Origin of the sequence: Gilliamella sp. WF3-4, from assembly GCF_001690275.1 — a bacterium.
In the GTDB taxonomy this organism is placed as follows: Bacteria; Pseudomonadota; Gammaproteobacteria; order Enterobacterales; family Orbaceae; genus Gilliamella; species Gilliamella apicola_C.
The window spans coordinates 114,660-139,848 of the sequence record NZ_LZGW01000056.1 but is presented as its reverse complement, the minus strand read 5'-3'; the positions used below and the strand labels follow the sequence as shown (position 1 = coordinate 139,848).

The window sequence follows — 25,189 nt, the reverse complement described above, 5'->3', positions numbered from 1 at the left end:
AAGCTTAAGCAGATGTTTGCCGAACTGAGCTTAAAATCCCAGCTTCAGGAAGAAATCATAAAAAAGCTTTAGTGCCAACTGGGGCACGTAAAACGTGGGCACAGCAACTACAACAAAATCATTTGGTTACTATTGCTATGAGTTGTGCCATTGTTGGCTTAAGCCGTTGTGCTTACTATTATCAACCTAAGTTGCAGGATGATTCCGTGATTATTTCGGTGTTGAATACTATCACAGACCGGCATTTACGCTGGGGCTTTCCTAAATGTTTTCATCGTGTAACTACCCCCTAAAATAGTACAGCAAAAAAGTAGAAAATTCTCTATGATAAAAGTAAAAGAGGATTTAATTATGAAAAAAATGACTGAACATCAAATCGTCGCTATTTTAAAAGAAGCAGAGGCAGGTGTACCCGTTAAAGAGTTGTGCCGTACATATGGAATGGGTAATTCAACTTTCTATAAATGGCGAGAAAAATACAGCGGAATGGAAACGTCGGATATCAAACGCTTAAAGGAGCAGGAGGCTGAAAACCGCAAGCTTAAGCAGATGTTTGCCGAACTGAGCTTAAAATCCCAGCTTCAGGAAGAAATCATAAAAAAGCTTTAGTGCCAACTGGGGCACGTAAAACGTGGGCACAGCAACTACAACAAAATCATTTGGTTACTATTGCTATGAGTTGTGCCATTGTTGGCTTAAGCCGTTGTGCTTACTATTATCAACCTAAGTTGCAGGATGATTCCGTGATTATTTCGGTGTTGAATACTATCACAGACCGGCATTTACGCTGGGGCTTTCCTAAATGTTTTCATCGTGTAACTACCCCCTAAAATAGTACAGCAAAAAAGTAGAAAATTCTCTATGATAAAAGTAAAAGAGGATTTAATTATGAAAAAAATGACTGAACATCAAATCGTCGCTATTTTAAAAGAAGCAGAGGCAGGTGTACCCGTTAAAGAGTTGTGCCGTACATATGGAATGGGTAATTCAACTTTCTATAAATGGCGAGAAAAATACAGCGGAATGGAAACGTCGGATATCAAACGCTTAAAGGAGCAGGAGGCTGAAAACCGCAAGCTTAAGCAGATGTTTGCCGAACTGAGCTTAAAATCCCAGCTTCAGGAAGAAATCATAAAAAAGCTTTAGTGCCAACTGGGGCACGTAAAACGTGGGCACAGCAACTACAACAAAATCATTTGGTTACTATTGCTATGAGTTGTGCCATTGTTGGCTTAAGCCGTTGTGCTTACTATTATCAACCTAAGTTGCAGGATGATTCCGTGATTATTTCGGTGTTGAATACTATCACAGACCGGCATTTACGCTGGGGCTTTCCTAAATGTTTTCATCGTGTAACTACCCCCTAAAATAGTACAGCAAAAAAGTAGAAAATTCTCTATGATAAAAGTAAAAGAGGATTTAATTATGAAAAAAATGACTGAACATCAAATCGTCGCTATTTTAAAAGAAGCAGAGGCAGGTGTACCCGTTAAAGAGTTGTGCCGTACATATGGCATGGGTAATTCAACTTTCTATAAATGGCGAGAAAAATACAGCGGAATGGAAACGTCGGATATCAAACGCTTAAAGGAGCTTGAGGCTGAAAACCGTAAGCTTAAACAGATGTTTGCTGAGCTAAGTTTAAAATCACAGCTTCAGGAAGAAATCATAAAAAAGCTTTAGTGCCCACAAAGGCACGTAAAACGTGGGCACAGCAACTACAACAAAATCATTCAGTTGCTATTGCTATGAGTTGTGCTATTGTTGGCTTAAGCCGTTGTGCTTACTATTATCAACCTGAGTTACTGGATGATTCGGTGATTGTTTCGGTGTTGAATGCTATCACAAACCGACATTTACGCTGGGGTTTCCTAAATGCTTTAATCGTACCTATCGCGGAATTACTCGATTTATAACACCTAAAGACTGCATGAGACATTTAATAACATGACACCGCTCGAATATAAAACGTTAAAACAGGCAGCCTAATTTTCTACCTGAATTGTGTACGAAGTTTGGGGGGGTATTTACAAGAAAAATAACTTTGATTTTATTTATTTTTATGTTTGCTTGTTAAATAAATAGTGAAAGTTTAATAAAGCTCACTTACTTCTAAATAACAATAATTAGCTTCGCTAACAGCTAATAAATGGAAATAAAGCTAGTAATTTTATACTATTTATGATATAAAACGCGCGCTACATTTCATATTGTTTTTCTATATAAGATAGTAAATGACAATTAATATGAATTAAGCATTAAATTTTAATAATTAATTAACGTTATAACACACACATATCATCACACTTTTCCGGGGTGCCTTTTACTTGTTGTTATTAGGTCGGTTAAAGCGGATATGTGGAGGCATAACCCCAACGTCAAAATGAGGAAATCATGACTACAGTATCAATGCGCGATATGTTACAAGCGGGTGTACACTTTGGACACCAAACTCGTTATTGGAACCCAAAAATGAAACCATTTATTTTTGGTGCACGTAACAAAGTTCACATCATCAATCTTGAAAAAACAGTACCAATGTTCAATGAAGCATTAGCTGAATTAAACAAAGTTGCTGCGCGTAAAGGTAAAATTTTATTTGTTGGTACAAAGCGTGCAGCTAGCGAAGCCATTAAACAAGCGGCTGAAAGCTGTGGACAATACTATGTTAATCACCGTTGGTTAGGTGGTATGTTGACTAACTGGAAAACAGTACGTCAATCAATCAAACGTCTAAAAGATTTAGAAACACAAGCTAGTGATGGTACATTTGACAAATTAACCAAAAAAGAAGCACTAATGCGTGCTCGTGAAATGGCTAAATTAGAAAATAGCTTGGGTGGAATTAAAAATATGGGTGGCTTACCCGATGTGATTTTTGTTATTGGTGCAGACCACGAACATATCGCAATCAAAGAAGCTAACAATTTAGGTATTCCAGTCATTGCTGTTGTTGATACTAACTCAGATCCTGATGGTATTGATTACATTGTTCCTGGTAATGATGATGCAATCCGCGCAATTCAATTATATGCAAATGCGGTTGCTGAGGCAGTCCGTTCTGGTCGTGAACAAAACCAATCTCCAGTATCTGAAGAAAGCTTCGTAGAAGAAGCACCAGCAGCTGAGTAAAAACTCAAATATTTTCGGGTGGATGCTTGAGTGTCCACTCATTCTAATGAAAATCATCACAATGGTTAAATAGAGGATTAAAAAATGGCTGAAGTTACCGCTTCTATGGTAAAAGAACTGCGCGAAAGAACTGGCGCAGGTATGATGGAATGTAAAAAAGCATTAGTTGAAGCTAATGGTGATATTGAACTTGCAATTGACAACATGCGCAAATCAGGTCAAGCCAAAGCAGCTAAAAAAGCAGGTCGTGTTGCTGCTGAAGGTGTGATTATTTCTAAAATTTCTGCTGATAAAAAGTATGGCGTTATCTTAGAAGTTAACTGTGAAACAGACTTTGTTGCCAAAGATGCTGGTTTCCTAGCATTTAGCGAAAAAGTAGCAACAGCAGCTTTAAATGATCGCATGATTGATCTTGCTGCTTTACAAGCAAAATTTGAAGAAGAACGTACTGCACTAGTTGCTAAAATTGGCGAAAATATTGGTATTCGTCGTGTTGCTGAAATTTCTGGTGACGTAGTTGGTAGTTACCAACATGGTGCTCGCATTGGTGTATTAGTGGCAGCTAATGGTGCTGATGATGAATTAGTTAAACATATTGCAATGCATATTGCAGCAAGCAAACCAGAATATGTTGATCCAAGTGATGTGCCTGCTGATGTTGTTGAACATGAACGTAACATTCAAATCGATATTGCAATGCAATCAGGTAAACCACGTGAAATCGCTGAAAAAATGGTTGAAGGCCGTATGCGTAAATTCACTGGCGAAGTATCATTAACTGGTCAAGCTTTTGTTATGGATCCTTCTAAAACTGTTGGTGATTTACTAAAAGAAAAGAAAGCCACAGTCGCTTCATTCATTCGTTTTGAAGTAGGTGAAGGTATTGAAAAAGTCGAAGTTGACTTTGCTGCAGAAGTTGCTGCAATATCGAAACAATCTTAATTGTTTCAAAAAACCGCCGTTAAGGCGGTTTTGTTTATCTACAAAATATTTTAAAATTACGACAAGCTAATTTGTTAGCTTATTGAGTAATTAAACAACGAAATAGTGAGACTTCAATATGGTGACCCCTTTCTATAAACGTATTCTTCTAAAACTCAGTGGTGAAGCGCTACAAGGTGATGAAGGCTTTGGTATTGATGCAACTGTTCTTGACCGTATGGCGCAAGAAATAAAAGAACTGATTGAAATGAATGTTCAAGTTGCTGTTGTTATTGGGGGTGGTAATCTATTTCGTGGCGCAGGACTTGCTAAAGCTGGGATGAACCGAGTGGTTGGTGATCATATGGGGATGCTTGCAACGGTTATGAATGGCCTTGCGATGCGTGATGCGTTGCACCGAATTGAAGTTAATGCGCGTTTAATGTCAGCGATACCATTGAATGGCGTCTGCGATGATTATCGTTGGACTGAAGCAATTAGCTTGCTTCGTCATGGTAGAGTCGTTATTTTATCAGCAGGAACGGGTAATCCTTTTTTTACCACGGATTCAGCAGCCTGCCTGCGTGGTATTGAAATCGAAGCAGATGTTGTTTTAAAAGCAACCAAAGTTGATGGTGTTTATTCAGCTGATCCTGTAAAAGATCCAAATGCAACACTTTATAAGACGCTTAACTATGAAAAAGTATTAGATGATGAACTTAAAGTCATGGATTTAGCGGCATTTACATTAGCAAGAGATCATAATCTACCTATTTGTGTGTTTAATATGAATAAACCAGGTGCGTTGCGTCGCGTCATATTAGGTGAGCAAGAAGGAACATTAATTAGTAACAAAGCAACAGTAACCAGCTAATTATCTTTATCTTAAATAAGGCTTTTATTATGTTAAACGAGATTCAAAAAGAAGCGCAAACGCGCATGGAAAAAAGTATTGATGCATTTCAAAATCATATTTCTAAAGTAAGAACTGGTCGCGCATCACCAAGTTTATTAGATGGCATTATGGTTGAATATTACGGTAGCCCAACGCCGCTTCGTCAACTAGCCAATGTTGTTGCTGAAGATGCAAGAACACTAGCTATAACCGTATTTGATAAATCATTAACGCCAGCTATTGAAAAAGCGATTTTAACTTCAGATTTAGGGCTTAATCCTGCGTCAGCAGGCACAGTAATTCGTGTACCTTTGCCACCGCTTACAGAAGAACGCCGTCGTGATTTAACCAAAATTGTTCGTAATGAAGCAGAACAAGGTCGAGTATCGATTCGTAATATTCGCCGTGATGCCAATGATCAAATTAAAGCATTGCTAAAAGATAAAGAAATATCTGAAGATGATGAGCGTAAAGCACAAGATTTAATCCAAAAAGCAACCGATGCTGCAATCAAAAAATTAGATGCTGTGCTGGCCGATAAAGAAAAAGAGTTAATGGAATTCTAATTTATCTTTTTTCCTTGCAAACGCTTGGTTTTATAAAACTGAGCGTTTTTTATTTACTAAAATGTTGCTATTTTATGTATATAATATTTTCAACTTTTCAGCACAAGTAGCATGGGTATGGATAAAAACAAGATATATTAGCTTGTTTTAACTATTATTGAATATTCCAAGATAAACACTTTTTATTTTCATGGGCTTCCTTTAATGCTATAGATATTAATGATAATTCTTCTTCAGCTTTTTCCTTATCTATTGGATCTGATGATATTGCGGAAACAACTTTTTTATTCTGTATAAAATATCTTTTAGTAACCGTGAATACTACTTCTGACTTTATATTTTCATCATTGTCATCATGATAGTAAATTGGGACATTGTAATATTCAGCATTTGAGATAACTTGGTATCTATTACTGTTTTTTATAACGGTAATTTTTCCACGATAAGTTTCACCATAAATATTAATCTCAATCTTATTTTTGCGACATATTAATCCTGCGCCTTCTGTTGAAGGAATCGATTCAAGTGTTATCTCATCAGCTTTTGATGTAAAAGATAGGCATAGTAAGTTGATGAATATTAATAAGCGAATCGTTTAATCATCTTGTTTTTCCGTCAATTACCTTATTTTCTAATTCAATTTCAGCTTGATTTATTTCTTGCTTTAATTAAAGCTATCTCGTATTAAAACCCAAAATCATTATCTAGTTCATCTTCGTTTTTGCAATAATTATCTTCTTTTTGTGTGCATTGACGAGAAAATACTTTATCTGAATCATTCGTGCTACGTCTTTTATAATTACATACCGAATTAAGTAAGGTATAGCTATGTTTTTTAGTGTCAAATTGAAAAGTTTTAGTGATTACAATGTCGTTATCTTCTTTAATTGGACAAATTTTTTTCTGAATGGCTTGTTGTTTCTTTTCATCAAAAGAAATATCGAGACCATCTAAATTCAGATAAACAAATTTTCCTTTTTTCTTATCAAAGGAGTAAAAACGATGAAAAGTAGGCACCCCCATTACATCATCGGTTGTTTTAGAAATAAAAAAATCATTATCAATGCCATCAAAATTGTAATCATCAGTGCCTTCAGGTCTATGAATTACTGTGCTATCACCGTTTTTTATTGTTTCGATTGACATAAATTCATAATCACTAATAGCAGCATCATTAATTGTTTGTAACAAACTACCGTCTTTTTTTCGGTAAACATTAATGCCAACCATTTTATAAGCGCAGCCTTTTATAGATAAAACGATTTTGAAATAGTAATCTTTAGTTGTCTTGTGTTGTAAAAATTCTATTTCTTTAGATTTTTTTTCAAATATATCTAATTCTGAGTCCGAAAAGCATCCAAATTGCAGTTCACTTTCTAATTCTGTTTTAGGTAATGACGCTAATCTTTTATCAGCTGAAAGATTATCATCAGACTCTGCGTCATACTCATTTTCGGTTAAAAGCTTAGGATGATTGGTGATATTATTGATATATAAAGTTGCATTACCAGCAAAATCATTATTATAATTGTAATAATACTCTTCTTTATACTTGCCATTCGTTCTGATTTCGATTCGATAAAAATAGTTGGCAAATACAAAGTTGGATAAACATAAGATAGCCACTATAATGTATTTTATTGTTTTCATATTCTTTCACTTAATCATATTATCCACTTCTCAAACTAACAGCATTTAAGAATTATTTTATAGAAATTTATGGCATTTTAGTTGATAGTCTATGCTTATTTAGGCGTGCAATTACTAGTCGGCGTAAAATGCATTCCATGGTACCCAATTAATTATTTCACCATATTTTTCACTTTGATAACTCACTTTAAACCATAAAAGCTTTCTCATTTTATAAATTTCATAAAGGTTAGTTTTTTTGAGTTTCTCATTGTCTAATTCTACATCTAAAATTTTGACAAAATCGTTTCTTTTTAAATAGTTATAAGTTGGATATTGAAAGTCTGGTTGTTCATAAAGTTGAACTTTTTCTAGTTGAATATAAGAATGAATATCGCTTTTTTCGGTTGAGTTATCCAGTATATCTGAAAGCCTGTCCATATCATAAAAAGTAAAATTACCGTTAGAATTGAGAATATCTAAACCAATCATATGTTGGTATTCAAATTCACCTAATTCTTTAATTCTTTGAAATACTTCGACATTTTTGAAATGATATTGCTTATCTTTATTTGCTATTATTACTGTATATTTATCTAAATCATAATCCTTAATTGATTGATAGTGTTGATAAAAACTAATATCACCCACTTTACCAACAAAAACATCAAAATTTTTATGTAATAAACTTTCATCAGTGTGAGGGAAATAGGAGTAAGAATTTAATTGGCGAGGATCAAAAAGAGCCAAGGAACCATTTAAATCTTTAATATTGTTAATCTGCTTTCTTTCAGTGCAATAAGAATATCGGGTTTCCATCAAGTTGATTAACCGTCTCTTAACATAGCTGCAGTCAATAGTTAGTCTGTTGTTTTGAATTGTTATTGGAATGTAGCCTTGAATATTATTTGTTGTTGCATGCTTGTAAAACAATGCGGGTTGATTATTCCAATTGGCAAATTGAACATCAAGTGAATGATAAGATCCAATCAAATTTTCAAGTTGATAATCCACATTATCACCTTTTACTTCTAATATAGCGGGTTTTGAAAATTCATTATTTTCATCATCACAACGATAAGATATAAAGTTATACGATTTTGAATTAATCTCGAACGAATAGTTTTTAGCTTCTATTTTGTTTGAACAATGCTCCTTCGCATTGCAGATAGCGCTTATTGATATACATAATATTAATATTATTTTTTTCATTTCAAATTATTGTTCACTAAATAATGATTTTAAGTCTATTCCAGTATATAAATTAGCTAAGATTAAGGGTAGAAAAAATTAATTTTTATATAAGTAACCTAAGGTAAAAACAATGGCAATCGATACCGTTTACGTGCATTATGTCGATGTTTAAATGTAACGGGAAATCGTTTCTATTATCAGCGACAATTGACGTAGCAACCACAAGATATATTGCTGAGTGAAATAGTGGGACGAAGTGCTGGCAGGCATAAAACAGCGGCACGGGTCATGCAAGCGATGAGTCAAATATCCATGAACTTACAGACGATTGAGTTTTTTCATTCTGATAGAGGAAAAGGGTTTGATAATCATTTGATTGATAAATGCTTAACAGCATTTGGAATTAAACGGTCGTTAAGTCGCAAAGGCTGTCTTTATGATAACGCAATTGCAGAAAGCACATTTAAAGCCGTAAAACCAGAATTTATGCCAAATACTATTTTTGATCACTGGCGCAACTTAAATTGGAATTTAATCACTATGTGGATTGGTTTAATTATAACAGGCTTCATTCAATATTAAATGGACAGTCGCCGATTGAATATAAAAGAAATCGATGACCTTATTTTTTGTACTAAAAAGTGTGGACATACCACCAGACTCTTTGGCATAAGCTGTAAAAGAAATTGAAGATAATAAAGGGCAAACTAATGAAAATAATTAATTTATTAATTATCGTATTGTTTAATTTTATAGGTGCCTATCTAAGTTACCAATGGTGTTATCGAACGATTATCGCAAAACATCGCACACCAGAATTATATTATTTGATGTGTTATGGTTTGTGTTATTTCTGTTTTATTCTGATTTCAATCTTCCTTTTATATAAAATAAATCGGCCGATGGGTTTAGTGATGTGCGGAGTGCCAATTGGTATTCTAATTATCTTAATGTCACCTATTGTCTTCATGTTAATTGTGGAAGAGACTAATAAATCGGTTTTTAATCTAGATTTTATTATGGGATTTTTAGGTATTACATCACTGGTAACCCTTAATTTTATAATATATCCAGCAATTTTATTATGCTGTCATTATTCTATTGGTGGAATACAAAAAATATCAAGTAAGCTTGCTTTGAAGCAATAATTAATTACCCAAATCAGCCAGAGCATCGCCCACTTATTTTATACTGTGGCACTCATCAGATTGGATTGCCACTCTGTATTTCTTGTCTTATTTTAAGTTCATTAAGGCTTGTGCAAAAAACGCGCTAACTTATCCGCCTTAAAATGTAGTTCAGAAATCGTGTCGCTTATCCACGCACATCATAATCACTATTCGGTAATGGAAATCCCCACACCTGATTACAGGTATAATGCCTATGGATATCATGTAGCTTGTGCTAATTCTGCTAATTTTTGTTTTCTACTCCTTTAGGTTATTTATTCTAATTTATATCTAAATTTTTAACACGTTAAGGATGCTAAAGCCTTTTGCCTATTACCATTAACAAATCATTGAGCATAATAATTTATGATTGAAACGGTATAGAATCCTGAATCTTTTTTACAAATGCATTAAACATTATGATGATTTAGATCTAAAATGCGATTTGCTAGCGGGTAAAAACGAGTCATCAGTGTGCATGTCTAACCATGTTTGACGGTAACGTTGACATCGCTTTATTTGATAATAGTTAGCCAATGCCAAAAATCCTTGTAATTCCATTATCTCCAAAAAATAACGTTGCCACTTAGCGACGGTATCGGTATTAATTCCCAATTGTTGGCTAATCGTTTTAAATGTCTCACCTTGTAGTAATAAATCAACAAAAGGTAACCACAGTTCACAATGAGATAATTTATCAAGATAATACTTTTTGAGAGGATTAAACGTTCGGCGACAGGTTCGGCAACGAAAATTAAGGCGGTACCCAATGCGAACTGTACTAAGCGATCCACAATAATCGCAAGGCATAACTGACGTACCAAGTAGCTTGGTCAGCCATAACTTAAATGCCTGAGCTTGTCTAGACACTTCTACCGGCATCGTTTGTGTAAGATTCAGTATTGCTTGATAAAGATCTGGCTCATACTGCGCTAGCCACTGACGAATAACGTTATCTCGCCTTTGAGCAGCTCGTGGTGAAAGGTGAAATTTATTGGCAATCAAGCTATGTGGCAGAGCAATTAACGTCATGGGCGCAATGTCAATCAGTAATGCGACAGGCTTAAGGCGTCGACATAATGAACTTGTTGCGATTAATGACGGGACTTGTTGCAAAAAGCGCTTAGCAGCAGAATGCTGCTCTTCGGGTAAAATAGCGTGATACATTGTTGATCTCCTTTAAAACGGTATAGAATCCTGAATATTTTTTACAAATAATATAACCTAAAAAGTGAACAGGTGGAATTATTTGATTAACGACTGCCCAGCATAAACAGAATATGCTATATTATTTTTCGTTTGATTTTACAAGGCGATAAGATGGATATTAAACTAACCAAACATGATAAACGCTATATTGAAAGCACAGACGACGTGTATAGCATTATGCAGCGTGTGTTATTGCGTGAAGACAAGATAGACCAAGAAAAGGAACATCTTTGGATGATTGGTATGAATCAAGCGGGTTATATCCTGTATATTGAACTAATTGCGCTTGGGTCTTATAAATCGGTCAACATTGAACCAATGAACGTGTTTCGTATTGCGGTGATGAAAAACGCCTCACGGGTGATTTTGGTGCATAATCACCCGTCTGGATCGCTAATCCCCTCAGAGGCGGATAAAGATATCACCGACCGCTTAATTCAAGTTGCCCATATTTTAAATATCGAGCTTACCGACCACTTAATTATCACCCCAAAAACCTATATCAGCTTTCGCAACATCAAACTGATGGCTGAACTTGAACAAAGCTTGAAATATGTTCCGACTTACCAAGTAGTTGAACGCATCCGTAAACAAGAAAAACAAATTGCAAAAGAAAAATTAGCGGTTGAGAGGGATAAGACCAAAACAGCTCAGCAGAAAGCAAAAGCAGAAAAAGCTCGTCGAGAAAAAGCTGAATCTGAAAAGAAAATACTAATTAATGCGTTACTGGAAAAGGGCGTATCTATTGAAAATATTGCGAAGATTTTGGGGGATTACGGTGAGAGTAGTTGAGAGAATTATTAATTTAAAATAATAGTGCATTTTATAAACAGTTAGAAGAGCAAAATCTAGAGTTTATAAGAGAAAACTATCCAGACAATATTTTAGAACTTATTACCCATAATTTTGAGGGATATATAGATAAACTAAAAGAGGATGATTCTTTAATTGATCATGATGAGATAATAAATCTATTATCAACAGAGTTAAGTTCAGCGCAAAAAACGTCATTGTTAGGTTTAACAAATGTTCCTATTTCCATTAATTATGCAAACGATTCAGTAGCGCTTCAAAAGCACATTTTAGAAAACAATTTTAATACTGATGATTTAGCCATTATCACGAATAATCAATACTATAATTCCGCAACTAATGTCATACAAAATAAAGTAAAACAATTATGCATAGAATATAAAACGCAAACTCAACAAATTAAGTCCATTTGTTACAATTTATTAATCGAGTTATTCACATGTGAAGTGTTTTCATTAGATGATAAATACACACTATTATGTAACCACATACCGCATCTAGATGCCAAAAAAACATATAAGGCACTCAAAACAATAGAGCAAGATGCTACAAATCAAAGTTTTTTTTCAAACCTATTTATCGCTAAAAGACCAAGTTTTGAAAATACAGCTTTGAACCAAAAAATAATCGAAGAGCTGAATAAGAAATGGGGATTTACCTACAAAGTAGAAAATAACCAAATTAATGCTTATGGGCAAAAATTAGTTAAAAACTAAATTGATTGAAACTCTAACGCATCAATTTCCGCATCACGAGACACCGCCTTGTAGACTGGTTTTAAATCACTCATCAAGGTTTTGTGATGTTTAGAAGCAACATACTTAATTGAATGACGAATTTGATGCATAATGCAAAGCTGAACCGCTATTTTTGGGTAAATGGTATTAATCACTTCAGAAAAACCAACCAAGGCATCCACACAAGTGATTAAAATGTCATTTACCCCTCTGTTTTGCAAATCGGTCAAAACCGATAACTCAAAATTCGCCCCTTCGTTTTCAGATAAATATCAACCTCATACTTCTTTTTTCCCTGCTAAATTAAGGGTTAGTTCGTTATAAACAGCCTTGCTGTGATAACCCCGTTTTCTTTTACTTTATAATGGATTGCATTCATTCATCCAGACTAACGGGTAAACCGACTCTAGTGGTCGTTGTTGCTATCATCACAATTCGGGAATGATTTTATCTGTAATGACGATTAAGGTTGCAGAAGAAACACAAAAAGTATAAATCTCTTCAATATGCTGGCTAATGTCTTTATAACTCATCCCTAGCGCATGCATAGAATTTTTTTCAATTTCATCTGTTTGATTTTTTTGATGAGTTGAGATTCAAATAAACCAGTCCTATCTCTTGGTACATCAACTTCGAAGCTGCCTAATGTTATTGTCTTTGAACTTTCACTGTTTCGTCGATTAGAAGTAAGAGCATTGGCTAAATGAGAATCTAACTCCGCAGATAATGCCACTTCGGTGAGCTGTTTGAAAAGTGAATGGATTTCTGTGGGGGAGTTATCGTCGTTTAGCTGAAGCTAAGTCAGACATGTTCTGCTACTTATTCGATTATACCTCGTCCCTCTTTGCTAGCGACATTCGAGTTAGTTGGTCGAGATAGTCATGGTAGTGCTGTTATCAAGTATGGATTTAAGTTAAAGCAGTGGTTCGTCAGCCGAGGTGAATATAATTACTATGACTATTTTAATTCATTGTCTTGGTGTAGAAGTATCGGTTACCAGATGCCAAGAGTAAGGGATTTTACTCATTCGCAGCGTATAGGTGCCATGGTAGGTTCTGACTGTGAAGGTTCAGTCGGCGCCACGCCATTTTCATCTAGTAATCATTACCAGCGCAATATTAACGCCGGTTTCCTCACTGAGTGGGGCAACTTGCTCAACTACCCTGGTGCCAGCTGTACCGACGACCACTGGACGAGTGACGCTACTCCGGATAGTGAACGGTTCGACCGGTTCATTGTGTAGATAGGCACTGGTGAGATATACAGATACCGGTCGAGAGACTCTAGCCAGACTTTTTGCGCCTCGGTCCTTAGACCTTAGTCCTTGGTCGTGAGGTTGATATGGACTAATCTAGCCGAGGCTATTTAAGAAAGGTTGCTGCGTAAGGCACAACCTTTCGCTTACAAGGTGGGTGAACTAATTAAATAACGAAGCGAATTGGTTGCGTAAGTGACCTGCCAACGCCGAAAGCGGTGTTAGCAGTGGTAAAATTGGCATATAAAAGAATAGCTAAATTAAACACATCACAAAAAATCTTACTTTTTTAAATCTAATCTTTGTAAGATCGCGCTCTGCTTTTTAAAAAGCTATTTTTGACTGTACTATTTTATACAATTGTTACATAATGTTATTATAATAACATTATGGCTTTATATTTGTTATTTTTGTAACATTACTATTCATTTACCTACTAACAATATTTATTAGACATTATTACAAAGACAATTTAAGGATCTCGTTATGAGCTATGCAAAGTATATTGATCATACTTTACTCGCAATGAATGCGACGGAAGATCAAATTCGTAAACTCTGTGATGAAGCCAAGGAATATCATTTTTATTCTGTTTGTGTGAATTCAGGTTATGTTCCTTTAGCTGCAAGCTTACTCAATGGCAGTGATGTTAAAGTTTGTTCTGTCGTTGGTTTTCCACTTGGTGCTATGCTGACTTGCGCTAAAGCTTATGAAACCGAAATGGCGATTAAAGCGGGCGCACAAGAAATCGATATGGTGATTAATGTAGGCTGGTTAAAAAGCAATGATTGGGACGCTGTTAAAAATGATATCGAAGCGGTATTTAAAGCTTGTGGTCAAGTGCCATTAAAAGTCATTTTAGAAACCTGTTTATTAACGAAAGAAGAAATTGTTAAAGTCTGCACCATTTGTAAAGAAATCGGAGTGGCTTTTGTTAAGACTTCAACAGGCTTTAGTGTTGCTGGTGCCACTGTTGAAGATGTTAAATTAATGCGCAAAACCGTGGGCGATAAGATGGGTGTGAAAGCGTCTGGTGGTATTCGCAATCGTGAAATGGCGGAAGCAATGATCCAAGCGGGTGCAACACGACTAGGTGCAAGTGCTGGTATTGCTATTGTTTCTGGTAACACTACATCATCAAGCAATTATTAATCAATAAACCCATCAATAAGCGACGTTATGTTGCTTATTGTTGTTGATGGAATCTGAATGGAAACGCAATCACAATCACAAAAAAGAATTAATGAGCTCATTCAAATTTTAACAAAAACTGATAAGATTCATTTAAAAGATGCTGCTAAGCTGTTAGCGGTTTCAGAAATGACCATTCGGCGAGATTTAAATAGTGTTCCTGCCTCATTAAGTGTTTTAGGTGGCTATATTGTCAGCGATGCTCGTTATCAAGCAACACAATATTTTGTTTCAGACCAACAAGATAAACAAGTTAACGAAAAGTTACACATTGCTAAACGAGCAAGCAAATTAGTTTTTGATAATGATACCGTCTTTTTTGATTGCGGTACCTCAATACCTTTTATTATTGATGCTATTGATGATTCCGTTACTTTTACCGCTATTTGTTATTCATTAAACGCATTTTTAGCATTACAAAATAAGCCGAATTGTAAGACAATTTTATGTGGTGGTCAGTATCAGGTAAATAATGCGATTTTTACCACCACTATAGGGCAATATAGTGAATTGAATTGGATTTGCCCAAATAAAGCGTTTATTTCGGCAGCTGGGATTGATATAACTCGTGGGGTAACTTGCTATCATTTGGAAGAGCTAGATAAGAAGTTGCAAGCCATGAAAAAATCGAATGATAATATTTTGATTGTTGATCATACTAAATTTAATCAAGTTAAGCCGGCTTTTATTGGCGAGTTAACGCTGTTTAATCAAATTATTACAGATAAAGCTCCTGCTAAGGAATTTATCACTTTTTTCAATAACCATAACATTAACTTGATGTATTAATATGAAAAATATCGCAATCTTAGGATCGACTGGCTCAATTGGTTGCAGTACTTTAACCGTTATTGCTCAAAACCCACATCAATTTAAAGCTTATGCTTTAGTTGGTGGCAATAATGTGATAAAAATGACTGAGCAATGTTTAGACTTTAAGCCAAAATACGTTGCCATGGCAACAGAGCAAGCGGCTGCTCAATTAAGAGCAAATCTTGCTAATCTAAAATTGGATGTTGAAGTATTAAGTGGTGAACAAGCTATTTGTGATTTAGTGCAATTGCCAGAAATAGATCAAGTTATGGCGGCTATTGTGGGGGCAGCTGGACTAAAGCCAACCCTTGCTGCCATTAAAAAAGGTAAACGTATTTTGCTTGCCAATAAAGAATCACTAGTGACTTGTGGGCATCTATTTATGCAAGCGGTTAAAAAGTATGGTGCTGAGTTATTACCTGTAGATAGTGAACATAACGCGATTTATCAAAGCTTGCCAACCGAAGTACAGCATAATTTAGGTTTTGCTAATTTGGCTGAGCAGGGTATTACTAAGATCGTTTTAACTGGCTCTGGCGGGCCATTTCGCGATTGGGCGTTAGATAAGCTTGTATCAGTTACACCAGAGCAAGCCATTGCTCACCCTAACTGGTCAATGGGTAAAAAGATTTCTGTCGATTCGGCCACTATGATGAATAAGGGATTAGAGTACATTGAAGCACGTTGGTTATTTAATGCCAGTGCTGAGGAAATGGAAATTCTTATTCATCCGCAATCGATTATTCACTCTATGGTACGTTATCAAGATGGAAGTGTGTTGGCTGAACTGGGAGTGCCAGATATGTGTACGCCAATTGCCTATGCTATGTCTTACCCTGATCGGGTTCCATCGAGTGTGCCACCGTTGGATTTTTGCCAAATTTCGGCTTTAACATTTAAACAACCTGATTTTAATCGTTATCCTTGTTTAAAATTGGCGATAGAGGCATCCAATCAAGGTCAGGCTGCCACAACAGCACTGAACGCTGCCAATGAAGTTGCGGTTGAGGCTTTTTTGCAAAATAAAATTGGTTTTATGGATATTGCTAAAAATGTATCAAAAACCTTAGAAAAATTAACTTTTCCTGAACCGTCAACTATTGATGATGTTTTTATAATAGATCAGTGGGCAAGATCACAATGTGGCCAGTGCTAAATATTATTTAGTTTTAACAAACAATGAATTAAATTTAAGTAAGGGCAGTTGACAACCAAAATTATGGTTTTACTACCCCATTAGTGGCACTCTTTGTTAGGCCATTTGTTTCGCAGTTAATGTAGGGTTATCGCTAATAAATGATTGTAAAAATACACTATCAGGTAATGCGGTTAATGCGCCTTTTTGAGTAGTTGCTAAGGCACCACAAGCACTAGCTATAGTCATCATGCTTTCTAACATTAGCTTATCTTCTGGCATGCCTGATGATGCAATACTGCTTAATAATCCTGCTACAAAAGCATCACCCGCGCCAGTGGTATCAACGCTATTTACATGAAACGAATCAAAAGTAAAGATTTTACCTTGCCATAATACAATACTGCCATCTTTACCTTTGGTAATGAGCTTTAATGGTGCTTCATAGTGTTGTTGTAGCTTTCTTAGTGCTTCATGCCAATCATTGCATTGTGTTAACCAAAATAGTTCTTCATCCGATAACTTGAGGATATCAGCATCATGGCAAAATTGCGTAATAGTTGTGCGCATTTCGTTTTTATTTGGCCACATCTGCTCGCGCAAGTTAATATCAAAGCTGATTAAGCCACTTTTAGCTGTAAGGCGTTCGATTGCTGTTTTGACTGTTTGCCGGCAAGGATGCCCGACGAGAGCTAAAGAACAAAAATGTAAAATATCTTGGTTGAAATCAGGTATTGCTTGCTGAGACAAAAATTGATCAGCTGAAGGTGACACAAGAAACGTAAAACTGCGTTCGCCATTTTGACCTAAATCGACAACTACAGTACTGGTTCGATGTTGTTCATCTTTTTCAAGGCATTGACAATCAACGTGATATTTACGGAAAGTCGTTTCCATAAAATCACCAAAAGGATCATTACCCACCCGACCAATAAAAGCGGAAGGTAATCCTAATTTAGCAACACCAATAGCAACATTAGCTGGCGCCCCACCAGCGCAAGCTTGATAATTCATATCGCCAAATGGCAACAAATCAATGACAGCATCTCCAAGGGACCAAACTTTAGTATTATTCATTTTTCAACTCGATTATAGTTAGTGACTGCGGTAATCTAGCACAGGTATAAATTACTTGTGCTTTGTAAAATACATCATCTTTTTTACTTTTTAATAACATCATTGATGTTTAATTTTTTGTTGAATTAATTATGACTTGTTTTTAAAAGTCTGCCATAAACTAAATTATTTAACAAAAAATTCATTGTTGATATTAGAAATATGTGACTATCATCACATATTTTATCGCTAACTACATTAATAGTTAACGTTAACAATTAAATTGGGATACTATTTAGTTAAAGGTATCTAATATTGGATAAAAAGGGGATTTTTATGTCTACTGCTATTGATAAAGCCAATCAAGCTGTCAAAAATTTAGAAAAAGTAATGAATAAACAATACTATCCTCATTTTCATTTAGCACCAGCCGCAGGTTGGATGAATGATCCTAACGGTTTAATTTATTTTAAAGGCCAATATCATGCTTTTTATCAGCATCACCCTTATGATGAAAACTGGGGACCAATGCATTGGGGACATGTAGTTAGCGATAATTTAGTCACATGGAAAAGGCTACCAATAGCCATTGCTCCTGATCAAGAATTTGATAAATCAGGCTGCTTTTCAGGATCGGCAGTGGATTATAATGGCAAATTATGTTTATTTTATACTGGTCATATTTGGTTAAATGGGCAAGGTAATGATGAGCAAATTGAGCAAACCCAATGCCTTGCAACTAGTAAAGATGGCATTCATTTTGAAAAACAAGGCACCGTACTTACGCCAAAAAGCGGAATTATGCACTTTCGCGATCCTAAAGTGTGGCAACAAGATGGTAAATGGTGGATGGTAGTCGGTCAACGAACCCCACAAGACGTCGGGCAAGTTTTGTTATTTCGATCGGATGATCTAAAAAATTGGCAATTTGACCATGTTTTGGTGAGTGATATCGATCCTGATGTTTATATGCTTGAATGCCCTGACTTTTTTCCACTTGGTGATAAATGGATCCTTATGTTTTCGCCACAAGGTATGAAAGCAAAAGGTTATCAATATCGTAATCGCTTTCAATCAGGTTACCTTGTAGGTGATTGGCAACCAGGGCAACAATTCTCAATGATTAAACCTTTTCAAGAAATGGATTTTGGCCATGATTTTTATGCACCTCAATCATTTCTTGCTGCTGATGGTCGGCGCTTAATTTTTGCTTGGATGGATATGTGGGAATCAATTATGCCAAGTAAAAAAGATAAATGGGCTGGAGCATTTACCCTTCCCCGTGAGCTCATTTTAGATCAAGATAATAAAGTCAGAAATCGTCCCATCAAAGAGCTTGAAGCATTACGAGAAAAGCCAAAATTATTTGAGGAATTAACCCTTACTAATGAGCTTAAAAATACTAATATTGAATCTATTAGCTGCGAGCTTAACGTTGAATTTGATTTGACGCAAAGCACGGCTGAACGATTTGGCTTACAGCTAGCAGCAACGAAAGACGGTAAACAAGCGACATTATTATATGTTGATCTACAATCTAAGCGGATTGTACTTGATCGTAGTTTATCGGGGCTTGAATTAAAAGGTTATCGTAGCGTACCATTACCAAAAAAACAAAAATTAACTTTGCATGTATATGTTGATGCTTCATCTGTTGAAGTTTTTATTAATGGTGATTTATATAGCTTTTCAAGCCGTATCTATCCTAAGTTACCAGCAGAGCGAATTGTCAATCTATTTGCTGAAAATGGTAGTGCTAAAATCACAAATCTAGAAAGCTGGCAGTTAAAATCTATTTATGCGTAATGCCTATTCACTGCCAATTGGCAGTGAAGTTTGGCTTTGAAAACTGAGCTTTTTATTGAGAAGTTTTAAATGTTGTGCGATAAATGGCTTTTTAGGTAACATAATTGATCATACAATTTGTGTCATAAGTTTATTATTACTCCATACCACATAATCGCACAATAAATGATAATGTAGAGCCATCAACGCAGACCATTATTTTTAATGGTTATTAAATGTTTGCTTAGCATCGGGTTTATCATAAACGCCAAAATGATCAACTATTGTACTGCTGGCTTTATTCAACCCTAAAACTTCTACGTGTGCACCTTCTTTGCGGAATTTAATCACAACCTTATCTAAGGCTGCTACAGCCGTTATATCCCAAAAATGCGCTTGGGTAAGATCTATTGTTACCTTTTGCACAGCCTCTTTTAAATCAAATGAACTAATAAATTTTGCAGAAGAGGCAAAAAATACTTGTCCATATACTTTATAAATACGGTGCTGTTTAACTGGTTGCTCCTTTTTAATTTGCAAATAATGGGCAACTTTATTGGCATAAAACAATGATGCTAGTAATACTCCCGTAAATACGCCGTAAGCAAGATTATGGGAAAATACGACGACAATGACTGTTGCAAGCATAACAATATTGGTTGAAAGTGGGTACGATGTAAGGTTTTTTATCGAGTCCCAGTTAAAGGTGCCAATTGAAACCATGATCATGACAGCAACTAATGCCGCCATGGGTATTTGGCTCACCCAGTCTTGCAAAAAAACAACTAATAATAAAAGTATAGATCCGGCTATCAATGAGGATAAACGCGTTCGCCCTCCTGACTTCATATTCACCATTGATTGACCAATCATAGCGCAACCAGCCATACCACCAAAAAAGCCGGCGATAATATTGGCGATACCTTGCCCTTTGCACTCTCGGTTTTTATCACTTGGTGTATCGGTTATATCATCCACAATGGTTGCGGTCATCATCGACTCCAATAATCCCACAATTGCTAATGAAATTGAGTAAGGCAGAATAACCAATAATGTATCAAGATTAAAAGGCACATTAGGGAGCAAAAAGGTAGGTAAGCTCGTAGGGAGTGCTCCCATATTACCAACGGTTCTTATATCCATCCCAAAATATATGTAGATACCCGTAAGGATAAGAATACAGAGTAACGGTGATGGCAAAATTTTTCCTATTTTAGGGACATAAGGGAAGAGATAAATAATAGCAAGCCCTGCAATAGTCATCATATAGACATGCCATGTTACATTGGTCAGTTCAGGAAGTTGTGCTAGAAATATTAAGATCGCTAATGCATTAACAAAGCCGGTTACTACTGAGCGTGATACAAAACGCATTAAATTTCCTAATTTAACAAAACCTGCAATAATCTGAAAAATACCACATAGTATGGTTGCAGCTAGTAAATATTCAATCCCATGTGCTTTAACCAGACTTGCAACTAATAATGCCATTGCACCAGTAGCCGCAGAGATCATTCCAGGACGGCCACCCACAAAAGCGGTAATAACCGCTATACAAAAAGCAGCATATAATCCCACCTTGGGATCAACACCTGCAATAATTGAAAAAGCAATTGCTTCAGGAATAAGAGCAAGAGCTACAACGATACCTGATAAGACATCGTTTCTGATATTTGAAAACCATTCTTGACGTAAAGATTGCATTGAATTTTACCACCACTGAAAAAACAAAAGAAAATTACAGCGTGAAGCAATGCGTTAGAAAATTGTCAAAATTTGATAGGGAAGCCTGACTTCTGTGCATCACGCGAGTAATTATAATTATTATTGATAAGAACAACTCGCAATAAACTACACAGCTATACTCCAAAATGAAATTTATTTTTTCATAATAATAAAACTTAACTAGTTGTACAAGGTTAATTTCTTAACTATAGTTAAATATTATAATATATTAAAGGGGTTAAAGTACGATAACTTAGTAATGCCTAACCTAAATAGAATAAATGTAATCTGTTGGGTTTTCACCCAAATATTAGTCTATGCTGACCTTAGCAAATGGCTCTTTTTGGTAATACAATTGTTCATATTCTTGTGGCAATATTCAACCACTAGTTAGTAAGATATAGACCTACTTAATTATCAATTGATTGACGTATATTTATGTTTGACAATAACATGATATGAATGATGGGTATTTTTACGTATTACACGCTAAATGATAAATACCGCATTACTCGTTTTAATAGTCTTTAATTTTTCTTATAAAGATTGTCTTTTTAAATAAGGTGACGCTACAGGTATTATTTCATTTTGGGTTTTGCCATCAATAATATGTAAAGCTGCTTGTTCACCAATCTCATAATGAGGCAATTGGACTGTTGTCAATGGCGGATAAAATAGCTCACCAGTACCCACCATATTGTCGTAACCTAGCACAGCAACATCATTTGGAATATGAAAACCCCGACCAAGTAAAAATTGATAAGCGACAAAAGCGATCCGATCGTTACCACAAATTAATACATCAAAATCTGGTTTTTTATTACAATGTTGTTTCAATATATCAATTGTCACCATATATTCTTGAGCTAGGTTAGCTGACAAAATTGATGTGTGATAACTGGTAATATCATCCAAATTGTTACCTGCATCAATCCATGCTTGTTCGGCTGCTGTGCGCCTAGTTTTTCCTGCTAGCGTTTTTTCTGATAAATAGATACATAATGGTTTTTTATAACCTTTCTTTATTACCTGTTGCATGGCTTGATATTGACCTAAATAGTCATCAGGAATATAGCAAGCTAACTTTTTTGAATCCGTTATACAGTTGGCTAATACAACATTTTTATCTAATAGCTTTTCAGGAAGTTCAACTTTTCTTAGTCCCATTGTGGTATAGATGATACCGTTAGGGCGATACGATAGCAGGGTATTGATGGCATGATCGGCATCTTTATCATCAAATAAATTAACAATAAAGGTATTCCAACCGTGATTTTGTGCGGTTTTTTCTATGGCTTGTAGTAATTCTACTGAAAATGGCGTCATGGCGGTTTCTAATGCTAATACACCAATAGCACAAGGTCCTGAACTATCACCACGAATTTTTCTTGCCGATAAATCAGGAACATAATTAAGTTGTTCAATAGCTTGTTTAACGCGTTTATAAGTCTTTTTATTTAATTTTTCAGGATTATTTATTGCCCGCGAAACAGTCATTAATGAAACCGATGCTAGTTTTGCAACATCCTTAAGAGAAGCCATTGTTATATCCTTTTGTTCAATAAGATAAAAATAATTATTAGCCATTGCTCATGCATGATGATATCACAAATTTAAATGAGAAAAAGTGTGAGGAAAATAACATTTATGATAATTGGTTCTATCCATTTCGTCTGAAATATGCCCATAATGTTAACATTAACATGTTAACGTTAAACCTACCTAAACTTCAACAACATAAGAGTAATAAACATGAATATGATACAAAATAGAAATTATTGGTTCTCATCTGGCTACCTTATTACTTTTTACGCGGCATGGTCGCTTTGGTGGTCTTTTTATGCAATTTGGTTACAAAAAAAAATTGGGTTATCGGGTGAACAGTTAGGTATTGTTTATGCGGCTAACTCTGCTGCTGCAATGTTTTTCATGATTTTCTACGGCATTATTCAAGATAAATTACAAATAGGAAAAGCGGTTGTGACCTTTCAAAGTATCATTATGGTACTGATTGGACCGTTCTTAATTTATGTGTATGAACCTTTATTGCGACATGATTTTATTTGGGGAGTTTGTCTCGGTGCACCTGTTTTAAGTGCTAGCTTTATTTCAGGCAGTGCTTTGATTGATTCTTTTATCGAACGTATTAGTCGATTATTTGGATTTGAATTTGGTTCTGCGCGGTTTTGGGGATCATTTGGTTATGCGGCGGCAACCTTTGTTGCAGGTATTTTATTTGGTATTGATCCCCATATTAATTTTTGGATGGCATCGGGTGTTGCTGTTATCTTTTTGACTATTAACATTATTTTTAAACCCAAAAATGGTCAAATGCCAACGGCTCATAATAAAAATATTGCAGCAGAAAAAATATCAACCATACCAACAATGGGTGAAATTTTTTCACTATTTGGATTGAAAAAGTTTTGGTTGTTTGTTCTTTTTGTTATCGGTACTTATAGTTTTTATACTATTTATGATCAGCAATTATTTCCGAATTTTTATACGAGCTTTTTTGAAAAATCAGAAGATGGTTATCAAATCTATGGCTATTTAAATTCATTTCAAGTCTTTTTAGAAGCAACTTGTATGATTATAGCGCCTTATTTTATTAACAAAATGGGGGCTAAAAAATCATTGTTAGTTGCAGCGTTAGTTATGATTTGCCGAATTGGGTTATCGGCAACATTAGATAATATTTACCTAATTTCATTTGTTAAACTATTTCATGCGATTGAAATTCCATTATTTATTTTAGCCATGTTTAAATATATCGTAAGCCATTTTGACGCTCGATTATCCGCTACGCTTTATTTAGTTGGTTTTAATATTTCATCAAACCTTGGCGTTATTGTACTATCATGGCTAGTGGGTAAATTATTTGATAATACTGGCTATGCGACAACATTTTATGTGCTTTCTGGTGTTGTTTTACTTACTTCAGTAATAGCAATATTTACTTTAAGTGATGATAAGAAAGCGAACTGCGACTAGTTGGGGTATTCATTAAAAAATGGAAACATACGTTGCCATTTGACTTTTTAATGATGCCAGCTTAATACAGTACTTGCTTCCAAGGTAAGTTTGCGAAACAATGTTAGCAATTTTAGTTAATGTGTATAGGAACTTGTTGTGAACGATGCAAAGATTGTTGTTAAACCCGAAATGTTATGGCAAACCATTCGACAAGAAGCCTCAACATTAGTTGAAAGCGAACCGATGCTAGCTAGTTATTTCCACGCAACTTTACTAAACCATGAAAAGCTAGGGGATGCTTTAAGTTATATTTTAGCCAATAAGCTTGTTTCTCAGGTTATGCCTGCTATTGAAATTCGTGAAATTGCTCGGCAGGCGTACGAAGCAGATGAAAGCATTATTCAATCAGCTATAAATGATATTATCGCTGTCTATATTCGCGATCCTGCAACTAATTATTACTCAACACCACTACTTTATTATAAAGGCTTTTTATCATTACAAGCTTATCGGATTGCTCACTGGCTTTGGATGCAAGATCGTAAATCACTAGCCATTTTTTTACAAAGCCAGATTGCGATAGTGTTTGGTGTTGATATTCATCCCGCAGCTCAAATTGGTTGTGGCGTGATGTTTGATCATGCGACAGGAATTGTGGTTGGTGAAACAGTGGTGATTGAGAATGATGTTTCTATCTTACAATCAGTAACATTAGGCGGAACAGGTAAACAAAACGGTGATCGTCACCCCAAAATACGCGAAGGGGTAATGATTGGTGCACATTCAACAATTTTAGGTAATATTGAGATAGGTAAAGGCGCTAAAATTGGTGCTGGCTCTGTGGTGTTGGATCCCGTGCCACAACATACAACCGTTGCTGGTGTGCCAGCGAAAGTGGTTGGTTGCCCTGATTGTGAAAAACCAGCTTTAAATATGGATCAAGATATTTAATTGCTATTAACTAATGTAAAAACTCCGTTGATATCTA

The 25,189-nt window shown here is 35.4% G+C and carries 27 protein-coding genes and 1 pseudogene; 21 read left to right on the top strand and 7 right to left on the bottom strand.

Annotation, left to right across the window (positions count from 1 at the left end):
* The first annotated feature begins 71 nt into the window (after window positions 1-71).
* The 11 genes from A9G47_RS12930 to frr all read left to right on the top strand — a co-directional run bounded on the left by A9G47_RS12930 (window position 72) and on the right by frr (window position 5,514).
* Window positions 72-293, top strand: a complete 222-nt coding sequence (locus A9G47_RS12930; protein ID WP_065642049.1) for a hypothetical protein — start codon at window positions 72-74, stop codon at window positions 291-293.
* A 58-nt stretch (window positions 294-351) separates the two neighbouring features.
* Window positions 352-609: a transposase gene (locus A9G47_RS12925; RefSeq protein ID WP_065642048.1), complete on the top strand. Its 258-nt coding sequence runs from the start codon at window positions 352-354 to the stop codon at window positions 607-609.
* A complete protein-coding gene (locus A9G47_RS12920; protein ID WP_065642049.1) occupies window positions 609-830 on the top strand; it encodes a hypothetical protein in 222 nt (73 codons plus the stop codon). Before A9G47_RS12925 ends, A9G47_RS12920 begins: the two co-directional genes overlap by 1 nt.
* A gap of 58 nt (window positions 831-888) precedes the next feature.
* Window positions 889-1,146 (top strand): transposase, encoded by a 258-nt coding sequence (locus A9G47_RS12915; protein WP_065642048.1) that lies wholly within the window; start codon window positions 889-891, stop codon window positions 1,144-1,146.
* Window positions 1,146-1,367, top strand: a complete 222-nt coding sequence (locus tag A9G47_RS12910) for a hypothetical protein (protein ID WP_065642049.1) — start codon at window positions 1,146-1,148, stop codon at window positions 1,365-1,367. Before A9G47_RS12915 ends, A9G47_RS12910 begins: the two co-directional genes overlap by 1 nt.
* A gap of 58 nt (window positions 1,368-1,425) precedes the next feature.
* The gene (locus tag A9G47_RS12905) at window positions 1,426-1,683 is read left to right on the top strand and encodes a transposase (protein ID WP_065642543.1); all 258 of its coding nucleotides are present in this window, start codon (window positions 1,426-1,428) and stop codon (window positions 1,681-1,683) included.
* Window positions 1,683-1,916 (top strand): hypothetical protein, encoded by a 234-nt coding sequence (locus A9G47_RS12900; protein ID WP_065643080.1) that lies wholly within the window; start codon window positions 1,683-1,685, stop codon window positions 1,914-1,916. The genes A9G47_RS12905 and A9G47_RS12900 overlap by 1 nt, the downstream gene beginning before the upstream one ends.
* Window positions 1,917-2,394: 478 nt before the next feature.
* Complete coding sequence (rpsB, locus tag A9G47_RS12895; protein WP_065568205.1) at window positions 2,395-3,132, top strand: 30S ribosomal protein S2; 738 nt, start codon at window positions 2,395-2,397, stop codon at window positions 3,130-3,132.
* 84 nt (window positions 3,133-3,216) lie between these two features.
* Entirely contained in the window at window positions 3,217-4,074 is an 858-nt protein-coding gene (gene tsf, locus A9G47_RS12890; protein ID WP_065568206.1) for a translation elongation factor Ts, read from the top strand.
* A 118-nt stretch (window positions 4,075-4,192) separates the two neighbouring features.
* Complete coding sequence (pyrH, locus tag A9G47_RS12885; RefSeq protein WP_065568207.1) at window positions 4,193-4,927, top strand: UMP kinase; 735 nt, start codon at window positions 4,193-4,195, stop codon at window positions 4,925-4,927.
* A gap of 29 nt (window positions 4,928-4,956) precedes the next feature.
* The gene (gene frr / locus A9G47_RS12880) at window positions 4,957-5,514 is read left to right on the top strand and encodes a ribosome recycling factor (protein WP_065568208.1); all 558 of its coding nucleotides are present in this window, start codon (window positions 4,957-4,959) and stop codon (window positions 5,512-5,514) included.
* 684 nt (window positions 5,515-6,198) lie between these two features.
* Here the strand turns inward: frr and A9G47_RS12875 are convergent.
* Both A9G47_RS12875 and A9G47_RS12870 read right to left on the bottom strand, forming a co-directional pair.
* Window positions 6,199-7,164: a hypothetical protein gene (locus tag A9G47_RS12875; protein WP_065568209.1), complete on the bottom strand. Its 966-nt coding sequence runs from the start codon at window positions 7,162-7,164 to the stop codon at window positions 6,199-6,201.
* Window positions 7,165-7,278: 114 nt separating this feature from the next.
* Window positions 7,279-8,355, bottom strand: a complete 1,077-nt coding sequence (locus A9G47_RS12870) for a hypothetical protein (RefSeq protein ID WP_065643079.1) — start codon at window positions 8,353-8,355, stop codon at window positions 7,279-7,281.
* 524 nt (window positions 8,356-8,879) lie between these two features.
* Between A9G47_RS12870 and A9G47_RS15095 the strand changes: the two genes are divergently transcribed.
* Both A9G47_RS15095 and A9G47_RS14060 read left to right on the top strand, forming a co-directional pair.
* On the top strand, window positions 8,880-8,957 hold the full coding sequence (locus A9G47_RS15095) for an IS3 family transposase (RefSeq protein ID WP_442903048.1): 78 nt from the start codon (window positions 8,880-8,882) through the stop codon (window positions 8,955-8,957).
* Window positions 8,958-9,047: 90 nt separating this feature from the next.
* Entirely contained in the window at window positions 9,048-9,485 is a 438-nt protein-coding gene (locus A9G47_RS14060) for a hypothetical protein (protein WP_141674868.1), read from the top strand.
* 438 nt (window positions 9,486-9,923) lie between these two features.
* Here the strand turns inward: A9G47_RS14060 and A9G47_RS12855 are convergent, their stop codons facing one another.
* Window positions 9,924-10,673, bottom strand: coding sequence for a hypothetical protein (locus tag A9G47_RS12855; protein ID WP_065643077.1), 750 nt, complete (start codon window positions 10,671-10,673; stop codon window positions 9,924-9,926).
* Between the two features lie 153 nt (window positions 10,674-10,826).
* Here A9G47_RS12855 and A9G47_RS12850 point away from each other — a divergent pair, with 153 nt between their 5' ends.
* A complete protein-coding gene (locus A9G47_RS12850) occupies window positions 10,827-11,507 on the top strand; it encodes a JAB domain-containing protein (protein ID WP_065568213.1) in 681 nt (226 codons plus the stop codon).
* A 218-nt stretch (window positions 11,508-11,725) separates the two neighbouring features.
* The gene (locus A9G47_RS12845) at window positions 11,726-12,244 is read left to right on the top strand and encodes a hypothetical protein (RefSeq protein ID WP_065643076.1); all 519 of its coding nucleotides are present in this window, start codon (window positions 11,726-11,728) and stop codon (window positions 12,242-12,244) included.
* An 11-nt stretch (window positions 12,245-12,255) separates the two neighbouring features.
* Here A9G47_RS12845 and A9G47_RS14700 read toward each other — a convergent pair.
* Window positions 12,256-13,019: pseudogene (locus A9G47_RS14700) on the bottom strand (IS256 family transposase); the annotation flags it as partial.
* Window positions 13,020-14,006: 987 nt separating this feature from the next.
* Here A9G47_RS14700 and deoC point away from each other — a divergent pair.
* Genes deoC through ispC form a run of 3 tightly spaced genes read left to right on the top strand, consistent with a single transcriptional unit; the run spans window position 14,007 to window position 16,680 of the window.
* The gene (gene deoC, locus A9G47_RS12835) at window positions 14,007-14,672 is read left to right on the top strand and encodes a deoxyribose-phosphate aldolase (protein ID WP_065643074.1); all 666 of its coding nucleotides are present in this window, start codon (window positions 14,007-14,009) and stop codon (window positions 14,670-14,672) included.
* Window positions 14,673-14,729: 57 nt separating this feature from the next.
* Window positions 14,730-15,500 (top strand): DNA-binding transcriptional repressor DeoR, encoded by a 771-nt coding sequence (gene deoR, locus A9G47_RS12830; protein ID WP_065643073.1) that lies wholly within the window; start codon window positions 14,730-14,732, stop codon window positions 15,498-15,500.
* A gap of 1 nt (window position 15,501) precedes the next feature.
* On the top strand, window positions 15,502-16,680 hold the full coding sequence (ispC, locus tag A9G47_RS12825) for a 1-deoxy-D-xylulose-5-phosphate reductoisomerase (RefSeq protein WP_065643072.1): 1,179 nt from the start codon (window positions 15,502-15,504) through the stop codon (window positions 16,678-16,680).
* Window positions 16,681-16,776: 96 nt separating this feature from the next.
* On the opposite strand, the gene A9G47_RS12820 is transcribed toward ispC, so the two are convergent.
* The gene (locus tag A9G47_RS12820; RefSeq protein ID WP_065566147.1) at window positions 16,777-17,736 is read right to left on the bottom strand and encodes an aminoimidazole riboside kinase; all 960 of its coding nucleotides are present in this window, start codon (window positions 17,734-17,736) and stop codon (window positions 16,777-16,779) included.
* A gap of 315 nt (window positions 17,737-18,051) precedes the next feature.
* Between A9G47_RS12820 and A9G47_RS12815 the strand changes: the two genes are divergently transcribed.
* The gene (locus A9G47_RS12815; protein WP_065643071.1) at window positions 18,052-19,521 is read left to right on the top strand and encodes a glycoside hydrolase family 32 protein; all 1,470 of its coding nucleotides are present in this window, start codon (window positions 18,052-18,054) and stop codon (window positions 19,519-19,521) included.
* Between the two features lie 201 nt (window positions 19,522-19,722).
* On the opposite strand, the gene A9G47_RS12810 is transcribed toward A9G47_RS12815, so the two are convergent.
* Window positions 19,723-21,204 (bottom strand): SulP family inorganic anion transporter, encoded by a 1,482-nt coding sequence (locus tag A9G47_RS12810; RefSeq protein ID WP_065643070.1) that lies wholly within the window; start codon window positions 21,202-21,204, stop codon window positions 19,723-19,725.
* A 558-nt stretch (window positions 21,205-21,762) separates the two neighbouring features.
* Window positions 21,763-22,767 (bottom strand): LacI family DNA-binding transcriptional regulator, encoded by a 1,005-nt coding sequence (locus A9G47_RS12805; protein ID WP_065579452.1) that lies wholly within the window; start codon window positions 22,765-22,767, stop codon window positions 21,763-21,765.
* A gap of 210 nt (window positions 22,768-22,977) precedes the next feature.
* Between A9G47_RS12805 and A9G47_RS12795 the strand changes: the two genes are divergently transcribed.
* Both A9G47_RS12795 and cysE read left to right on the top strand, forming a co-directional pair.
* The gene (locus tag A9G47_RS12795) at window positions 22,978-24,219 is read left to right on the top strand and encodes an oligosaccharide MFS transporter (protein WP_065566142.1); all 1,242 of its coding nucleotides are present in this window, start codon (window positions 22,978-22,980) and stop codon (window positions 24,217-24,219) included.
* Window positions 24,220-24,390: 171 nt separating this feature from the next.
* The gene (gene cysE / locus A9G47_RS12790; protein ID WP_065579527.1) at window positions 24,391-25,152 is read left to right on the top strand and encodes a serine O-acetyltransferase; all 762 of its coding nucleotides are present in this window, start codon (window positions 24,391-24,393) and stop codon (window positions 25,150-25,152) included.
* Window positions 25,153-25,189: the final 37 nt, after the last annotated feature.